The sequence below is a fragment of the Lysinibacillus telephonicus genome (genome assembly GCF_039654155.1).
Classification (GTDB): Bacteria; Bacillota; Bacilli; order Bacillales_A; family Planococcaceae; genus Ureibacillus; species Ureibacillus telephonicus.
Genome location: NZ_CP155468.1, coordinates 449,402 through 465,730, shown reverse-complemented (window position 1 = coordinate 465,730; position 16,329 = coordinate 449,402). Strand labels below are relative to the sequence as shown.

Genomic DNA, 16,329 nt, shown 5'->3' with positions numbered 1-16,329 from the left:
TAAGTCGAAAATTTATAACCTCTTCAAAAAGAAAAAACATGATCTCCAATTTTGGAGATCATGCTGTAATGACCGTTACTTATTTTCACCATCATTATTACTAGGAAAAGCAAATGTGGTAGTTGTTTCATCATCAACATCAATCCACTTTTCAGAAATGGTTTTACTTTTTGTGAAAAAGCGCGCTTGGTCTGGGCCAAACATAAAGCCCTCACCAAACTTAGAGCGTTTCCAGCCACCAAAATTATGATAGCCCACCGGAATCGGTATAGGGACATTTACGCCCACCATACCCACTTCAATTTCCTCCTGGAATTTACGTGCCGCTGCTCCATTGTTTGTGAAAATTGTTACACCATTTCCTAGTTCATGGTCATTTATTAAATCGATTGCTTCCTGCAGTGATTCCACTCGAACAACAATTCGTGCGGGTCCGAATACTTCTTGTTCATAGATTTCCATTGAAGGCTTCACTTCATCTAATAATGTTGGACCTAAATAGAATCCATTTGATACTTCACAAATACTTGGGTTTCGTCCATCTACAACCAATTTTGCGCCTTCTTCAACACCTTTATTTATAGCCTTAATAACCGCTTCCTTGGATTGCATTGTAATAACTGGACCAAAATCAACCTCATTATCTGTATATGGTCCAACTTTTAAGTTCTCAATTTTTTCTTTTAATATAGCAACGAACTTATCAGCTGTTTCTTTGCCAACTGCCATTGCACCAGAAATCGCCATACAACGCTGAGAAGCTGCTCCATAAGCTGCCCCGATAAATGCATTCGCTGTTTTTTCTAAATCTGCATCAGGCATAACAATCATGAAGTTTTTCCCTCCGCCAAATGCAGCAACTCTTTTATTGTAATTCGTTCCTGTTTGATAAATATATTCAGCTACTGGAGTAGAACCAACAAAGGAAATTGCTTCGATCGTTGGGTTTTCTAAAAGCTCATCAACCGCTTCCTTATCTCCGTTAATAACTGTCCAAACGCCATCTGGAAGACCTGCTTTTTTCCATAGCTCAGAAAAATAGAGAGCTGACATAGGCACCTTTTCCGATGGTTTTAAAATAACGGAATTTCCAACAGCAACAGCCATACTTGTAATCGCAAGCGGCACCATAACTGGGAAGTTAAACGGAGATATTGCAGCAACTACTCCCAATGGTAATTTTGTCGAAAATGCGTTAATATTTCCGCCAACATTGACAGAGTATTCACCTTTTAATAAATGAGAGGCATTTATAGCAAGATCCACAGATTCTAATCCACGTGTTATCTCACCCCTAGCGTCCTCCTTCGTTTTTCCACTTTCTTGGCAAATCACTTCGATTAACTCTTCTTCATTTTCTTTTAGTAATTGCCGGAACTTCAAAACAATTTCAGCCCGTTTACCAGAGGACAATTTCTTCCACGCTGGAAATGCTTTTTTAGCAACTTCAATTGCATGTTTCACTTCATCTCTCGTTGCTAATGGTACTTGTGCAATTACTTCACCTGTTGAAGGATTGTATACGTTTGAATATCGTCCACTTGAACCTTCAACTTGTTCCCCATTAATAAAATGGTGCAATTCCTTTACTCTTTGTTCAACTGCCATACCAATACACCCCTTTTTGATATTTGCAATTTATTGGCTCCTCGTTAAGTGAATGGAACCCTCTTAAATTAATATTAATTTACATGAATTAACAGAACAACGAAATGGACATTTAGTAAATATCAATGCTATTGAATTTGACGTTGTGTACAATAAATTAACTTTCCTAATAGAAAAAACCTATAATTTCTCTATAGAAAAATTATAGGTCTACTCATATAATTATTAAAAATCCTACTCAGACTCATCATTATTTTGAACACTGCCGAAAAACGTTACAATTTCTTTTGACTTTTTTCGTTCAACAGCCTTTGGCAATTCATCAAAATAACCTAATTGCAGCATTGAGATAATCCGCTCACCTGGTGCAGCACCAATTGCTTCTCGGAAGGCTGGTGCATCTAGGTAATCTGGCGTCTTCCAACACGAACCAATCCCATAGTCCCATGCAAGTAATTGTATATTTTGGATAAAGGTGCTTGCAGCCGCGAAATCTTCTAAACGTTGTTTTTGACGGACATCTTCCGGAACAATCACAAATACAAAAGCTCCTGCAAGGGTAAATTTTTGCATTTGCTTTTCTAATGCTTCTTCTGAAAGCTCCTTCCAATTAGGAATAGCTGTATCACGTAAAAGGCGATGTAAATCAAAAATCTCTTTTCCACAACCAACAACCAATCTCCACGGCTCTCTATTTTTATGATTAGGTGCCCAAACAGCATCGTCAATTATATTCATTAAATCTTCACGATCAACTGGTTGGCCATTGAATTTCTTTATTGAACGTCTCCCGATAATTGCTTCTCTTACTGATAAAGACTGTTCTTTCATTATTTTTCTCTCCTTAAAAACAAATATCTAGACCATATGTAATATCTTCTTCCCAATTAACATTAACATAAATTTTAATATTTTAAAATACGCATAGATTTTTACCACATTTTTTACAATTATATAGTTAATTTTTATCATTACTTATCTGTTTGTAAAGAGTTCCTTATTATAATAATTTAGTGCTTCTATTAATACTCTCCTCACTCTATACCAGTTTAAAAAGAAAAAAGACATTCCATCAAAATACGGTGTCTTTTAACTAGGATTAATTATTACACCAAAGATAATATTCATACTTGGAAAAATCCATTTTATGACTTAAAAACCTTTGAAAAAAATCCTTATGCTGAGTATTTAGTTTAAATATTCCTGTCACTGGATGTTCATCTAATAAATTAAGTATATTTTGATATTCTTTCAAAGGGATCTTTTTAAGTTCTTCTTCACCTGTAATACTATCGTCATCAATTAAGGCCCACTGCATTATCCTAATAATTTCTTCTTGTGAAAGATAACATGGTGACTGAAATGATTCTACGTAAAGACCATTATTTGAAGCAAATTTAATAGCAACAGCTGACTGGTAATTTGTACCGATATACATATAATAGTCCCAGCCAAAATGAATAAAAATTTTATCCTTCACTAGTAGTTGGCAGTACATTAACTCTCTCAAGATCATCTTACAAATTGTCGGAACGTCTTCCACGTCAATTACCATATCCTCTTCTAATTGGACATGTTGAAATTTATCTTCATATAAAAATTGCCACTTCTGTTGTGCTTTGAATTTATGTTTCTCTAGCCCTATAACCCTTAGTGATTTAACTTTACTTTCTTTTAAAAACATCAATATTGTATTGATATAAGCGCTCTCAACATGAAGATATTCTTTGAACGTAAATAGTTGTCCATTGAATACTTTTCCTATGTCATAAGAACTAGTCCAATCTTCTATTTTTGTATAGTGTCCATTTTCATCTCTAAAATCGGGATTGTATTTTGTTATACGCCATTGATATTTATATTTTTGAGACATTTTCAAGCCTCCATACTGAAAAAGCAGTTTGGCACTATTTATGCAAACTGCTTTAACAATTCAAATTTCTGTTAATTGTTTAGATTCATAGTAACATATTTAAATTTACTTTCTAATATATATTATTTTGGGGGTTACTCAGGTGCTTTAATTAAATACATCATCAATTTTAAAAAAATAGTATTTTATATTTGGAGTATATGCTAAAGAATTAGAGTAATCATAATGACGATCCGCGCTGTCTGCTGTATGAGCATGGATGTAAGGAATGCCATTTGCCATACTTGTAACAATTACACTATGGTCAATAACACCATTTCCTTGAAAGTCATATAAAATGACGTCCCCTATTTCCAACTCAGAAGGAGATTGAACACGTATTGCCGTTAAGCCTGTTTTAGCATTTTCTAAGTACCAACGTAAACTATGAGCAACTGACCAGCTATAGCTCCAAGTTTCATTGGAATAATTGCCGCCTACTCCACGGCCACTCTTCCACCCATCCGTTATCCACCAACCTTTAGCACGATTTGGATATCCCGTCATTGGAGCTCCGCCTGCACGCAAACATTGAGAAACGAAGCTGGTACAATCCACTAAAAAGGCTGGATAGTTCGGATTGCGTTTATTCCACCAAGTTCTTGCATACTGAACAGCTGCATTCCGATTATAATAAATTGTAATTTTGTTACCTCCTTTTTTTTCAAATATATGCTTGTAATCTTCCGTTTTTCTCCTTATCTTTTAAAAATATCACCGCTTTATTTTCTAGGGTAATTTCTATTGCTTTAAAGACGCAAATCATATCTTATTTTTGCTACAATATAAGATAATTAAGTTTAAAATCCTCTTAAATAATAGAGGGTTGGGAAATTTTATAATGATTAAAAACTGATATATTTATATTCTCCAATCATATTTTACTTCCTTAATATGCAGGGATAGTTTAATAGAGAAAATGGGTGAAAGGGATGTTAGCATTGATGCAGCACGCTGAAAGAGAAATTGTTGAACTTACACGATTATGTGATAAAAAAGGGAATTTAAATCCTGAAGCGATTGGCTTTGCTCGCAAACCAATCATCGATTGCAATTTATCTGGCCACTTTTTAAAAAAGAAAAAATGGAATTATTGGTGCGTGTATGGAGAGGAAATTTTATTTTCCGTTACAATTTGCCATTTCGATTATGCTGCAATGTGTTTCATCTATTTTTTAGAATATGAGACACAGCGTTTTTTTGAAAAAACAGTTACAATTCCCCTTGGCATCGGCGGCAAACTAAAAATGCCTTCAAGGGTATTAGAACCAGTACGTTTTTCAAACAACGACATAAATATTAGTATCACTCATTTTCAAAATCAAACTTACTTAAAGGTCACTTCAGAGAATTTTGATAATGATACACTTAATGCAGAGCTCAAAATTCAGCACCCAAAAGAAGATGAATCATTAAATGTCGTCGTTCCTTGGAACCGTCAAACGTTTCAATTTACTGCAAAGCATCATATACTGCCAACAAGTGGTTTTGTAAAAATAGGAGACAAAAGCTTCCTTTTTAACGATGAAGATTGTTATGCTGTTTTAGATTTTGGCCGTGGTATTTGGCAACGGAATGCATTTTGGAATTGGGGAATGGCGTCCCAACGTGTTCGAGATAAAAGAGTGGGGTTAAATTTTGGCGGAAAATGGACAGATGGCACTGGAATGACAGAAAATGCAGTATTTGTTGATGGTAAAATGACAAAAATTCACGAAGATGTTTTGTTTAATTATGATCGTTCAAATTATATGAAGCCATGGTATATAACTACAAAGTTTTCTGATCAAGTTATGTTAACATTTCAACCATTCTTTGAACGCGTTGCCAAAACTGATGCAAAACTTGTAAAATCTGAAGTTCATCAAATGGTCGGCTACTACAATGGGCAAATAAAACTTGAGGATGGAAATATACTCTCTATCCAACAAATGCTTGGCTGTATTGAAGAGCATGCAGCGAAATGGTGAAACTATTGGTCATCTTAGAAAAATGGGAAGGCCGCTTCTTCTAAAATTAACTTTATCCATAAGACTTAATTTTTTACTGCACAAATCGTCAATATAAAACCGCATGAGATCAATGTTTTTAAATTTGATTTCATGCGGTTTATTAATTTTTATAAGGTTTGTCCAAACCTTCTTTCCACTTTACTTAATCGTCCATACTAATTAATTAACTGCAAGCACTTTTATTTTCCTATCTTGTATACTGCATAATTGTGGACCAAAAGGTGTTCGAATGATAAAACCTGTCTCATAATTTCTTATATAATCGTTTAATAGGAACGCCCCTATTATCGGAATTTCAACTTGTACATCTATCTGTTTATCCAAAGTTTTGATAAATCTCCCGACCTCTTTTAGCAATTCCTCATCGATTGACTCAATATACAGTGAAATATCAATATCGCTTTTCATTGAAGTAACGTTAATATTTGTTGCCATTTCAAAGCCAATGCTTCCTGTAGGACCCCATGATAAGTTAAGCTTCGAAAATTCGTCTCGTAAACCTTTTAATGTAGGATAATAGATTCTTTTTTCAAACTCATCTATACACATTACTAATGAATTCGGAGTAATTACTTCTACTATATTCTCCTCATGAATATACGTTCCAAATCTTTGCTCTCTACTTTCCCCCCGTAAACCGATAGGGATTAGTTTATTCGATATAGGCATTCTTCTCACTACACCATAATTTGACGCCGCAGCTGTATTCAATACCCATTCCGGAACAGCTGTAAAATGCTCTAACTTATCAACATTTGAGAATTTTATAATATCATGCACCTTTATTTCCATTGTTGCTCAATCATTTCCCGAACTTTAATAGATGCAACTCGGCCAGATGAAACGGCAATTTCCGTTTTCAAACGGTAAGATAAGTCTCTAGCGTTTTCTTTTTTAATATCTTCATATGCTGAATAAATAGCTTCAATTACAAGTGCACTATCATCAACGGAAGGTTCCTCTGCATTTACTCCATCTATTAAAGAATAAAGTGCACCAAGCTTTTTAAACGACTGAATATCATATGCCATTGAAGGTACATCTTTTGCCGCAATATCTAATTCTTCAATTGTTCGTTGAGTAATTATCGCAGCTGATTTTTTTGACATTACGTGAACATTTACCCCATCATCATTCAGCGCAATTAAACGGTTCGCCTGCATTCCATGGGATAAAAAAGCACCTGATATTGCATTTCCTACTACAGCTGCAACTATAGGATGTCCTGCTAATCTAGCAGTTGCATATGCATCCACAGCTGCGGAACAAGATAAATAAATTCCAAACAGCTCCTCATGATAGCCAAATGCCTGACTCGGTACATCTACTACTGGTATAATTAGACGCTTTTCATTTAAATGAGCGTCCTCTTCTATTGCTTGTCGTACATATTTTGCAATTGTCCATCCTTCTAATAATCCAACCTCACCTTTACGAGCACGATAGAATTTACTTTCAGGATTAGGGACAACTGCAATAATACGTGCTTTAATACCATTTATTTCAGTATCTGCGACCAAAACGGAAGGTATTTCGCTTATTGATTGCTTATTTTCCGTTAATAAATTAAACCATATTCTTCCTCTGCTATTAACTAGTTCAGAAGGGGTTGGGACATCGGTATTTTCAACATTATTAATACCTTTTAAAATATCTGTCGCTTGTTCGGGAGAGATTTTTTCTTCAATATTTAGCGATTTTATTAATGTTAAATATTGATTAATATTTTTAGTGCGATGTTTTAGCTCTACTTCACCATTCCAAATACTTAATATTGCATTTTTAAAATTTGGAACATCATCCTCGATTACAATATCCGCAAGACCCATTTCTTTTCGAATTGCTCCACCAATCATTTTCCAAATCAGCTGTTTGTTCCTTGAATCAAGTTCACGTATTCCTGCTTCTTGCTCAACTACTTCCGGGCCATTCATTCCTAAACGCCCTTCACGTGTCATTATTAAAGCACTACATAATCCAGCAGTTAGAGACATTCCTCCAAAAGATCCGATTTTTCCCGGAATAATGCCTACAACAGGTACATATTCACGAAGCTCAACAATTGCGGCACTAATTTCTGCTATTGATAGCAATCCATAGTTTGCTTCTTGAAGACGCACCCCACCTGTATCATAAATAATTACTGGATAAATGATATTTCCTTCCTTACACTCCTTTAGTACCTTTTCCAGTGTCCCTGCTAATTTTGCTCCAGAAACTTCACCAATACCCCCGCCCTGGAAATTCCCTTCAATTGAAACAACAACTGTTGGTTTACCATTTAATGTACCTTTCAAAATAATCATCCCATCATCATATTGTGGAACGATATTTTGTGCTGCAAGATGCGGGGATTCAAGTCGATCGAATGGGCTTAGAATTTCATAGGCACTGCCTTTATCCAATAATTGAAATGCTCTTTCACGCGCTAAGCTTTCAACTAAACTCTCAGTTATCATTTGAGTCATTTACACTCACCTCCACTGCTTGTGCTAGTCTAATTGACACAACGCCTGGCGTTGCTCCAAAATCATTTACCGTAATGAAAGCAGAAATATCATGCTGACTAACAAAACGTTCAATCACTTTTTTCCATGTATCTTGGAAGCCAGTAATTCCCGTACGAATTTCAACAATTGTTTCATTACTATTATTTGGTTCAACTAATACTTCCAAATCTCCAGAACCTACAACACCAACATGTGATGGTCTTTTTACTGTTTTCGATGCTGGAAATGTATAAATTAATTTTTCCATCCAAACCACTCCCCTATTGTTTAATTAACAGTTGCGTAAGCATTTTCAGGCGAAGAAACCAACTGACTAATTTTATATAAGTAAATTGTTGCAGCTAGTAAATCGGCGCTGCCTCCTGGTGACAAATTACGCTCTTTAAATTTTTCATTCATAGTTTTAAGTTCATTTAAATCCCCTGTTTTTAACACCTTAAACGCATACTTTTTCGCAAAATTTAAACCCTCTAAACCGCCCCTATGCAATAAGCATGTATCATCTAAATTTGCCATTAAGGCTAAAAAGGAATGAAATTTTGCAATTTCATAGTTAAATTGATTTAATGATGCCTTAAAAACCGGCAAACTATATTTTCGAATGTGAGGGAATGCCAGTTGAGCCTCTGCCTTCGCTCCATGAACTCCGTACTTTCGAACAGCTTTTATACCATTCGTCATTTGATGTGGTATAAATCTATCTTCATATTGAGCAATCTCAGCGGCAGTAAAGCATAGTGCATCGTCATTGGATTGCTCCTTTTGAATCGCTGCCGCTGCAGTTAATAATCCAAGCGACCAGATTGCTCCTTTATGTGTATTGACACCATTTGTAACTTGAAACATTTGTGCTTCTCCCTCGCGGCCAATTTCACCGATTTTTTCCCGTAAATACTGCGAGGGCTTTTTATCATAAGCAGCCATTGCCATGTTGTAGAATGTATTATGCAAGCAATTTGCTGACTCCAACATCATTGAAAAAGTTAAATCATCATGTGACCCTTGATCAATCCTATCAACTAGACCAGGCTTTGGAGTAAGCGAAACTTCTTCAATCAATGACGCAACTGCTAAATCAGCTAAAGTTGTTGCCAAAATATGCGGATCTTGCACACCCCTCACCCTCTCTTTTTTTACCAGCTTCTAAACTTTGCTGGGGGAGTATATAAACCACCTGACCATTGAACAAGTTCATCAATATTTTTAGCAGCCAGTAATGAACGTTTTGCGTCTGATCGACGAATACCCAAATCTTCAGGTAGAGCAACTAACCCTTGTTGACGCAATCGCTCTGCCGTTTTAGGATTATGCTCCATTCCTATCGGTGTAACTCCCGCGATAGAAGCAATCATTTCTCTTCTTTCGGATATGCTGTCAGATTTATATAGATAGGCAATCCCTTCCTCTGTGACAACATGTGTTACATCTTCGCCATAAATCATAACTGGTGCAATTGCTAACTTTGCTTGATCTTTTACGCTAATTGCATCTAGGGATTCAACGAAAACTGGCTTATTTGCTTCTTGGAATGTCTCTGCTACTTGGACTACTAATTTTTTACCGCGAGCTAACGGATCATCAGAAGTCATCAAGTTATACCAAGCCTCTGTTGAGTGGCGGCGGCCTCCTGGATCATGGCCCATATTTGGCGCTCCACCATATCCAGCAACACGACCTTTTGTAACAGTAGATGAATTACCTAATGCATCCATTTGCAAAGTAGAACCGATGAATAAATCAACAGCATATTGGCCAGCTAATTGTGCTAACGTACGATTTGAACGAAGACTGCCATCCTTTCCTGTAAAGAAGATATCCCTTCTTGCCGCTACATACTGTTCCATTCCAAGCTCGCCACCAAAGCAATGCACACTTTCAACCCATCCAGACTCTATTGCAGGGATTAATGTAGGGTGAGGATTTAGCACCCAGTTCGTACATATCTTCCCTTTTAAACCTAATGATTCTGCATAAGTTGGAAGAAGCAGTTCAATCGCAGCCGTATTAAAGCCAATACCATGGTTTAATGATTTCACTCCATGTTTTTCATAAATACCACGAATCACCATCATTGCTTGTAAAATCTGAATATCTGTTATATGTCTCGGATCTCTTGTAAATAACGGTTCAAGCTCATATGGTTTATCAGCAACGACAATAAAATCAACCCATGAGCTCGGTATGTCTACTCGAGGCAATTCATCTACAATTTCATTAACTTGAGCAATTACAATACCATCTCTAAAAGCTGCAGCTTCAACTAATGTTGGGGTTTCTTCAGTATTCGGTCCAGTGTATAGATTGCCGTTGCGATCTGCTTTATCCGCTGCAACAAGAGCAACAGAAGGAATTAAATCAATAAATAACCGACCATATAATTCAATATAAGTATGCAGATCGCCTAATTCGATTCTTCCATCTTCTATCATGTGGGCAATTCTTAAACTTTGGGGCCCCGCGTATGAGAAATCTATTTTTCTAGCAATTCCTTCTTCAAAAATATCTAAATGTTCAGGTCTTGAAATACTGGACATGATCATATGCAAGTCATGAACTTTTTTTGGATTCACTTGTACTAACGCTTGTGATAAAAACGACGCTTGTTTTTGGTTGTTTCCTTCAAGAACAACACGATCCCCTGGTTTTATTAATAGTTCCAATGCATCAACAATTCGATCAGTAGGAATAATCACACCATCAACCAAACTTTTAACGCTTTCAATTCTTTCTTTTTTCGCCTCCAACCTTGTTGTCCAAGATCTAGCTGCTTTTTCCTTATTCGTAATAACCATTTTATACACCCCTATTTATTTAATTTGACATTACATCAATTACGCCTTGGCTAACCCGCGCCCGGATTTCGGACTCGTGTTTAGGCCAGCACGATGCTGGTCAGTTAACCGTTGCCGCATGGATGCGACGCACTTAGGTTAACTTCCTTTCCCAACTCCTTTACGAAATCGCATCACTTGCTGGATGCTTTAACTTCATTCAGTTTTGGTTTAGCCCCCCACTGAATAGAAGCAAAAACTGTATTCATCTCCTACCTATAGAGATGGGAGTCTTCCCCTGAATGAAGATAGAAACAGTCTTCGATACTACTTTTTGAAATAGCGATTGTTCGAACATCTGGAAATGCTTGATTTGCTAGCTTGCTCAAAACATCTCCCGGCGGCATTTCAATAAATAATCTAGCACCAGCTTCATAAAGTAAATTCACAGCATCATGCCACCTAACTGGATAACAAATACTTTTTGCCAAATCTTCTTTCACAGAATCTGCTTGCCTTAATAACCGAGAATTTACGTTGCTTGATATCGGAATTTTCGGTCTCTTTAGATTGAGCTTATCCAACTCGCTCAGCAATTCCTCACTTACATTTTTAAATAACGGACAGTGGGAAGGCGTCGAGACATTTAATAAATGTGCTGATGTTGCACCATGGCTTTTTACATAATCAATTGCCTTTTCCAATCCCTTTAATGAACCGGATAACGTAATTTGAGTCGGTGAATTTCGATTTGAAACATATACTGGATATTCCTTATTAAAAAAACTACTCACTATTTCGCTTAGTTGATACTCGTCTAAACCTAATACAACGGCCATCCCGTAACCACTATCGCACGTTTTTTCCATTAGCTCTCCCCGCAGCGTAACCAGTTTTAGCGCTTCCTCAAATGTAATTACACCAGAAGCAACTGCTGCTCCGAATGCCCCGACAGAGTGACCTGCAACATAGCTAGGCATTACTCCATTTTTTTCAAAAATTTTATAGGTACTTACAGATGCAATTAATAAACATTGCTGAACTGCTTTTGTTGTAGATAATGACTTTTTACTATGTAATGTATCAATTGGTCTTTTTAATATTTCACTGCTTTCTTCTAAAACTTCTTTAACAACTGAATCATTTGGTAAATCATTCAGCATCCCCTCATATTGCGAACCCTGGCCTGGAAAGAGAAAAGCACTTTTCATTCAATCCCTCCTCCTTAGAGCAAATTCCTACGCACATTGAAAATTACATCCTCTGTATGTTTACGGAGCAAAGAAATTAATTCATCCATTTCGTTTTCTTTTAATAATTCATAGATTTTTCGATGCTCTCCCTTTGACTTATCAATCGTTTCATTTATGGAGAAGTGAATACCTTGTATGCGCAACAAAGGAAAACAGATTTTACTATAAACTCCTTCTAAAACCTTGCTTTCACTAAATTTAATAAGCGTTAAATGAAATGCATAGTTCAAGTGAGTATACTCAAATTGGTTTGTAGATTTCTCCATTTTCTTTAAGATACTCTTCATTTCATCTAATAGTTTTTTCTTTTTATGCGGTTCAAAAATTCTCTTTGCCGCAAGTAACTCCAAGTTATTTCTGACATCTAATAGATCTTGAATTTCAGATAATGTGTAGCCCTTTATAAAAGCTCCCTTTCTAGGAATTCTTTCAATTAAGCCTTCCGTTGCAAGAAGATAAATCGCTTCTCGAACTGGAGATCGGCTAGTATTAAACATCTCAGCGTAAACACTTTCCACAATCTTGTCTCCTGGCTTTAACTCAGCTTTTAATATTTGCTCCATTATTTTTTCAGCAATTTTTCTCGACAAAGCATTATCTAATGGATAGTTGAAATATTCCATCAAAACACATCCTCAAGTTATTTTCGACTCTATTATAGTCGACTGTGTACATAAATCATAAAACAATAGAATTTAAATTTCAATCGTATTTTCAGCTTTTTTCTGTTTTATACGAAAATTTTAGTTGATTTATATTTTTTATTAATTTATGATGTTTTCAGAATACAGTCGACTGAATATTCTCTGAATTAGAGATTTGACAAAGGGGTGTTAGAATATGGTGATTTATGGTGTTGCTATTTTAGCAGGATGTTTTCTTGTTGGTACAGTAGTCGGGGAATTCATTGGAGCTATAATGGGAGTAGATTCAAATGTTGGCGGCGTGGGAATTGCTATGTTGCTTTTAATTATTGTGGTCGATAAGCTTATAAAGGCTGGAAAAATAAGCAAACCCGCACTAGACGGTTTAAGTTTTTGGAACCAAATGTATATTCCAGTAGTAATAGCAATGGCTGCAAGTCAGAATGTATTAGGCGCATTGACCGGGGGACCGTTAGCTATTATTGCCGGAATTGCAGTAGTTATCATTAGTTTAGCATGTGTACCTCTGATTAGTGGAAAGCAAAAGGAAGCTGCTATCACGAGTCCTACTATTGGAGGTGAAGCGGATGCTTGATATTATTTTAGGTGTATTTACTGATAATGGATTAGTAATGGCTTTTCTAGTTATAGGTATCACAATGTGGCTAGCCTATTTAATCTCTAACAAGTTAACAAAGGGAAGAATACATGGATCTGCAATAGCCATTGTTCTCGGACTAGTTTTAGCATATATCGGTGGAGTTGCAACTGATGGTTCGAAAGGTCTTTCCGATGTTAGTTTTCTTGCAGGTGTAGGATTTTTGGGCGGCAGTATGCTACGAGATTTTGCAATTGTTGCTACTTCTTTCGGAGCAAATTTTGATGAAATTAAAAAGGCCGGTTTCCGCGGAATCATTTCGTTATTTGTTGGGGTTCTACTCTCATTTGTTGTTGGCGTAATTTTTGCCTTCATGTTTGGATATACTGACCCTGTAGATATGACAACAATAGGTGCAGGAACAGTTACTTATATTGTGGGACCAGTTACAGGCGCCGCCTTGGGAGCTAGTTCTGAAATAATTGCAATTAGTATTGCTGCTGGCTTAGTTAAGTCTGTATTAGTAATGATTAGCACGCCATTTGTAGCAAAGTATATAGGTTTAAATAATCCTATGTCCGCTATGGTATTTGGCGGTTTAATGGGGACAACTTCTGGTGTTACAGGTGGATTAGCTGCAACCGATCCTAAATTAGTTCCCTACGGTGCGGTTACAGCTACTTTCTATACAGGCTTAGGCTGTTTATTAGCCCCTACCATTTTGTTCTTAATTACAGATATGATTTTCTAAACTCTAAAAATCTAGACCGTCAAACTCGCTGACGGTCTTTTATCATTATTTTAATAGTGTTTAAAGTGCTTTCCATTGTAACTAATTACACCTTATTCAAAATATACTCCATCATCATCTCTGGTTCATCGGTAAATATCGCATCTACCCCAATTTTCAACAAAACATCTGCATACTTTATTTCATTTACAGTATATACACGAACTAGAGAATCCTTTAAAATAGCTTCTTGTACTGGCTGGCGAACAGCAGAAGGTAAAGAAACGTGTAATGCTTTAGCAGGTATAATCTTCTGATATTCATTTAGATTTAGTACTACATTTGCAAACAATGCAGCATTTTCAACATCTGGAGCAAGCTTCGCAACACGTTGCACCATTTCATGATCAAAGGATGATATGATTACTTGGTCCATCATTCCAAAAGACTCTACTTCTTGTAAAACAAGTTTTTCTAAACCTTCATAAGCAAAAATATCAGATTTTAACTCAATATTAATACGTTGATTAGTATGACAAAAAACAGCTAAAACTTCAGACAAAGTTGGAATTACTTCTCCAGTATACTCTTTACTAAACCAAGAACCATAATCATACCTTCGAAGTTCTTCAAGGGTCATATCCTTCACAAATCCTATTCCATTTGACGTACGGTCTATTGACTCATCATGTATTACAACAACTTGGTGATCCTTGGTTAAATGAACATCAAATTCTACTCCATAAATGGGTAATTTAGCAGCTGCTCGAAATGCAGCTAGCGTATTCTCTGGATACTTTGCAGAGTAACCTCGATGAGCAATTATTTTCAAATTGTTCTCTCCCTCTTCATTTTACTAGTAAGTTAAATTATATACTTTAAATAACATATACTTAGAATAAAACAAGTATTGCCCATTTTTTAGTTATTTACAAAATCATTAATTTAACTTAACAAACTGTAAATAAAAGAGATAGGTCCTACTTAAAAAGCCTATCGAGTTCTCTTTCAATTAAAGCCTGAATCCTATCCTTTCCGATTTTAACCAAGCCCATTAAAATATGTAATGCAAGACCGTCAATTAAGGCATGCAAATGAATAATCTCTTCTTCTATGTGAAGATCTTCCTTTAAAAATCCTCCTTCGTTTAATTTATTTATCATCAAGGAAATTCCCTGATAAACGGGATCATCTTTTAACTCTTTCTTTCGTAATTTGTAAGAAGTGTACTCCAACCATACTTGCATCTCAATTACACGTTCACCTGATGGGACAAGTTCCATTAGCATGTTTGTTGCAATTTGTTTTGGTGGCAGTGGATTTTTTGTATGTTCCATAATTCGTTCTATAACTTGTTCTTCTACAAGTTGCATTGCAAACTCAAGCAGTTCTTCTTGTGTATTGAAATAATGGCGAACTGCACCAAGAGATAAATTCGCCTCCTTTGCAATGGAACGTACAGATGCTCCCTCTAGCCCGTCCCGAGCGATGACATTCCATGTAGCTTTTGCAATTAACGCTTTTCTTTCTTCATGATCAACTATTTTTGGCATGGTTTTATTATAACTCAATTATTTAAATAATACACTTGTATTATTTAAAACCTCATGCTAGTATTTAATACAAGTGTACTAAATAAAAATAAAGAGAGGCATAATGACAATGGTAAAATGGATAATTGCAGCCGAAATTGCTTTTTGGGTAGTGATTATTGCAGGTCTATTTGCACGCTATGTGTTGAAATCGAAGAAAATTAGTATTCTATTATTCTTATTAACACCGCTTATTGACTTAGCGCTAATTATGCTGACAGTAGTTGATTTACGAAACGGTGCAACAGCTACTATCGCACATGGAATATCAGTTATTTATATAGGTGTTTCAATAGCTTATGGAAAATCAATGATTGACTGGGCAGACCATAAATTCCAATCATGGTTCCTTAAGAAACCTTCTTCTAAAAAAATACTTGTAGGTTTGGAGAAGGGCATTTATGAATTGAAGATGTTGGCAAGACATGTTTTTTCTTATTTAATCGGGAGTGCCATCTTCTGGCTTATTATTAACTATGTTGGCAGCAATGGAACTGATGCCATCATTGGTGTTTGGAAAACATGGTCGGTTGTTTTAATCATTGACGGTATAATAAGTCTATCTTATCTTGTTTTTCCTAAAAGAACTGAGTCAAAATAATGCTATATAATAAGGCGGATGCTATTCACTTATTTATGAATAACACCGCCTTTTAATTTTACTTTAGCACCCTCACCCGGCAGCCCCTTTACATTTCG

The 16,329-nt window shown here is 35.9% G+C and carries 17 protein-coding genes; 4 read left to right on the top strand and 13 right to left on the bottom strand.

The features are described from left to right. Nucleotides 1–75: 75 nt before the first annotated feature. The 4 genes from MKY04_RS02195 to MKY04_RS02180 form a co-directional block, all read right to left on the bottom strand. Nucleotides 76–1,608: a CoA-acylating methylmalonate-semialdehyde dehydrogenase gene (locus MKY04_RS02195; RefSeq protein WP_346235245.1), complete on the bottom strand. Its 1,533-nt coding sequence runs from the start codon at nt 1,606–1,608 to the stop codon at nt 76–78. A 234-nt stretch (nt 1,609–1,842) separates the two neighbouring features. Then, nucleotides 1,843–2,439, bottom strand: coding sequence for a nitroreductase family protein (locus MKY04_RS02190; RefSeq protein WP_126294680.1), 597 nt, complete (start codon nt 2,437–2,439; stop codon nt 1,843–1,845). A gap of 268 nt (nt 2,440–2,707) precedes the next feature. Next, a complete protein-coding gene (locus MKY04_RS02185) occupies nt 2,708–3,481 on the bottom strand; it encodes a DUF7683 domain-containing protein (RefSeq protein ID WP_126294679.1) in 774 nt (257 codons plus the stop codon). Between the two features lie 147 nt (nt 3,482–3,628). Next, complete coding sequence (locus MKY04_RS02180; protein ID WP_246020333.1) at nt 3,629–4,159, bottom strand: amidase domain-containing protein; 531 nt, start codon at nt 4,157–4,159, stop codon at nt 3,629–3,631. Between the two features lie 302 nt (nt 4,160–4,461). Between MKY04_RS02180 and MKY04_RS02175 the strand changes: the two genes are divergently transcribed. After that, nucleotides 4,462–5,490, top strand: coding sequence for a DUF2804 domain-containing protein (locus MKY04_RS02175; RefSeq protein ID WP_126294698.1), 1,029 nt, complete (start codon nt 4,462–4,464; stop codon nt 5,488–5,490). A 201-nt stretch (nt 5,491–5,691) separates the two neighbouring features. Here the strand turns inward: MKY04_RS02175 and MKY04_RS02170 are convergent, their stop codons facing one another. The 7 genes from MKY04_RS02170 to MKY04_RS02140 form a co-directional block, all read right to left on the bottom strand. Beyond that, nucleotides 5,692–6,324 (bottom strand): malonate decarboxylase holo-ACP synthase, encoded by a 633-nt coding sequence (locus MKY04_RS02170; RefSeq protein ID WP_346235244.1) that lies wholly within the window; start codon nt 6,322–6,324, stop codon nt 5,692–5,694. Then, on the bottom strand, nt 6,315–8,000 hold the full coding sequence (locus tag MKY04_RS02165; RefSeq protein WP_346235243.1) for a biotin-independent malonate decarboxylase subunit beta: 1,686 nt from the start codon (nt 7,998–8,000) through the stop codon (nt 6,315–6,317). Before MKY04_RS02165 ends, MKY04_RS02170 begins: the two co-directional genes overlap by 10 nt. Next, nucleotides 7,981–8,289, bottom strand: coding sequence for a malonate decarboxylase subunit delta (locus MKY04_RS02160; protein WP_126294675.1), 309 nt, complete (start codon nt 8,287–8,289; stop codon nt 7,981–7,983). The genes MKY04_RS02165 and MKY04_RS02160 overlap by 20 nt, the downstream gene beginning before the upstream one ends. Nucleotides 8,290–8,309: 20 nt before the next feature. Next, on the bottom strand, nt 8,310–9,155 hold the full coding sequence (locus tag MKY04_RS02155) for a triphosphoribosyl-dephospho-CoA synthase (RefSeq protein ID WP_126294674.1): 846 nt from the start codon (nt 9,153–9,155) through the stop codon (nt 8,310–8,312). Between the two features lie 20 nt (nt 9,156–9,175). Next, on the bottom strand, nt 9,176–10,834 hold the full coding sequence (gene mdcA / locus MKY04_RS02150; protein WP_126294673.1) for a malonate decarboxylase subunit alpha: 1,659 nt from the start codon (nt 10,832–10,834) through the stop codon (nt 9,176–9,178). A 251-nt stretch (nt 10,835–11,085) separates the two neighbouring features. Next, nucleotides 11,086–12,024 (bottom strand): ACP S-malonyltransferase, encoded by a 939-nt coding sequence (locus MKY04_RS02145; RefSeq protein WP_126294672.1) that lies wholly within the window; start codon nt 12,022–12,024, stop codon nt 11,086–11,088. 14 nt (nt 12,025–12,038) lie between these two features. Further along, on the bottom strand, nt 12,039–12,689 hold the full coding sequence (locus MKY04_RS02140) for a GntR family transcriptional regulator (protein WP_126294671.1): 651 nt from the start codon (nt 12,687–12,689) through the stop codon (nt 12,039–12,041). 217 nt (nt 12,690–12,906) lie between these two features. Between MKY04_RS02140 and madL the strand changes: the two genes are divergently transcribed. Further along, complete coding sequence (gene madL / locus MKY04_RS02135) at nt 12,907–13,305, top strand: malonate transporter subunit MadL (RefSeq protein WP_126294670.1); 399 nt, start codon at nt 12,907–12,909, stop codon at nt 13,303–13,305. Next, nucleotides 13,298–14,059, top strand: coding sequence for a malonate transporter subunit MadM (madM, locus tag MKY04_RS02130; protein ID WP_346235242.1), 762 nt, complete (start codon nt 13,298–13,300; stop codon nt 14,057–14,059). Before madL ends, madM begins: the two co-directional genes overlap by 8 nt. An 85-nt stretch (nt 14,060–14,144) precedes the next feature. On the opposite strand, the gene MKY04_RS02125 is transcribed toward madM, so the two are convergent. Beyond that, nucleotides 14,145–14,870 (bottom strand): glycerophosphodiester phosphodiesterase, encoded by a 726-nt coding sequence (locus MKY04_RS02125; RefSeq protein ID WP_346235241.1) that lies wholly within the window; start codon nt 14,868–14,870, stop codon nt 14,145–14,147. Between the two features lie 148 nt (nt 14,871–15,018). Continuing rightward, entirely contained in the window at nt 15,019–15,591 is a 573-nt protein-coding gene (locus MKY04_RS02120) for a TetR/AcrR family transcriptional regulator (protein ID WP_346235240.1), read from the bottom strand. Nucleotides 15,592–15,694: 103 nt separating this feature from the next. Here MKY04_RS02120 and MKY04_RS02115 point away from each other — a divergent pair, with 103 nt between their 5' ends. After that, nucleotides 15,695–16,231 carry a hypothetical protein gene (locus MKY04_RS02115; protein ID WP_346235239.1) on the top strand — a complete coding sequence of 179 codons (537 nt, stop codon included), beginning with the start codon at nt 15,695–15,697 and terminating at the stop codon, nt 16,229–16,231. Nucleotides 16,232–16,329 lie beyond the last annotated feature (98 nt).

Excerpts from the sequence above, each read along its gene's own strand:
- madL (WP_126294670.1), top strand. The coding sequence starts at position 12,907 with ATGGTGATTTATGGTGTTGCTATTTTAGCAGGATGTTTTCTTGTTGGT.
- MKY04_RS02195 (WP_346235245.1), bottom strand. The coding sequence starts at position 1,608 with ATGGCAGTTGAACAAAGAGTAAAGGAATTGCACCATTTTATTAATGGG.
- MKY04_RS02120 (WP_346235240.1), bottom strand. The coding sequence starts at position 15,591 with ATGCCAAAAATAGTTGATCATGAAGAAAGAAAAGCGTTAATTGCAAAA.
- MKY04_RS02160 (WP_126294675.1), bottom strand. The coding sequence starts at position 8,289 with ATGGAAAAATTAATTTATACATTTCCAGCATCGAAAACAGTAAAAAGA.
- MKY04_RS02190 (WP_126294680.1), bottom strand. The coding sequence starts at position 2,439 with ATGAAAGAACAGTCTTTATCAGTAAGAGAAGCAATTATCGGGAGACGT.
- MKY04_RS02140 (WP_126294671.1), bottom strand. The coding sequence starts at position 12,689 with ATGGAATATTTCAACTATCCATTAGATAATGCTTTGTCGAGAAAAATT.
- MKY04_RS02115 (WP_346235239.1), top strand. The coding sequence starts at position 15,695 with ATGACAATGGTAAAATGGATAATTGCAGCCGAAATTGCTTTTTGGGTA.
- madM (WP_346235242.1), top strand. The coding sequence starts at position 13,298 with ATGCTTGATATTATTTTAGGTGTATTTACTGATAATGGATTAGTAATG.
- MKY04_RS02170 (WP_346235244.1), bottom strand. The coding sequence starts at position 6,324 with ATGGAAATAAAGGTGCATGATATTATAAAATTCTCAAATGTTGATAAG.
- mdcA (WP_126294673.1), bottom strand. The coding sequence starts at position 10,834 with ATGGTTATTACGAATAAGGAAAAAGCAGCTAGATCTTGGACAACAAGG.
- MKY04_RS02185 (WP_126294679.1), bottom strand. The coding sequence starts at position 3,481 with ATGTCTCAAAAATATAAATATCAATGGCGTATAACAAAATACAATCCC.
- MKY04_RS02145 (WP_126294672.1), bottom strand. The coding sequence starts at position 12,024 with ATGAAAAGTGCTTTTCTCTTTCCAGGCCAGGGTTCGCAATATGAGGGG.
- MKY04_RS02165 (WP_346235243.1), bottom strand. The coding sequence starts at position 8,000 with ATGACTCAAATGATAACTGAGAGTTTAGTTGAAAGCTTAGCGCGTGAA.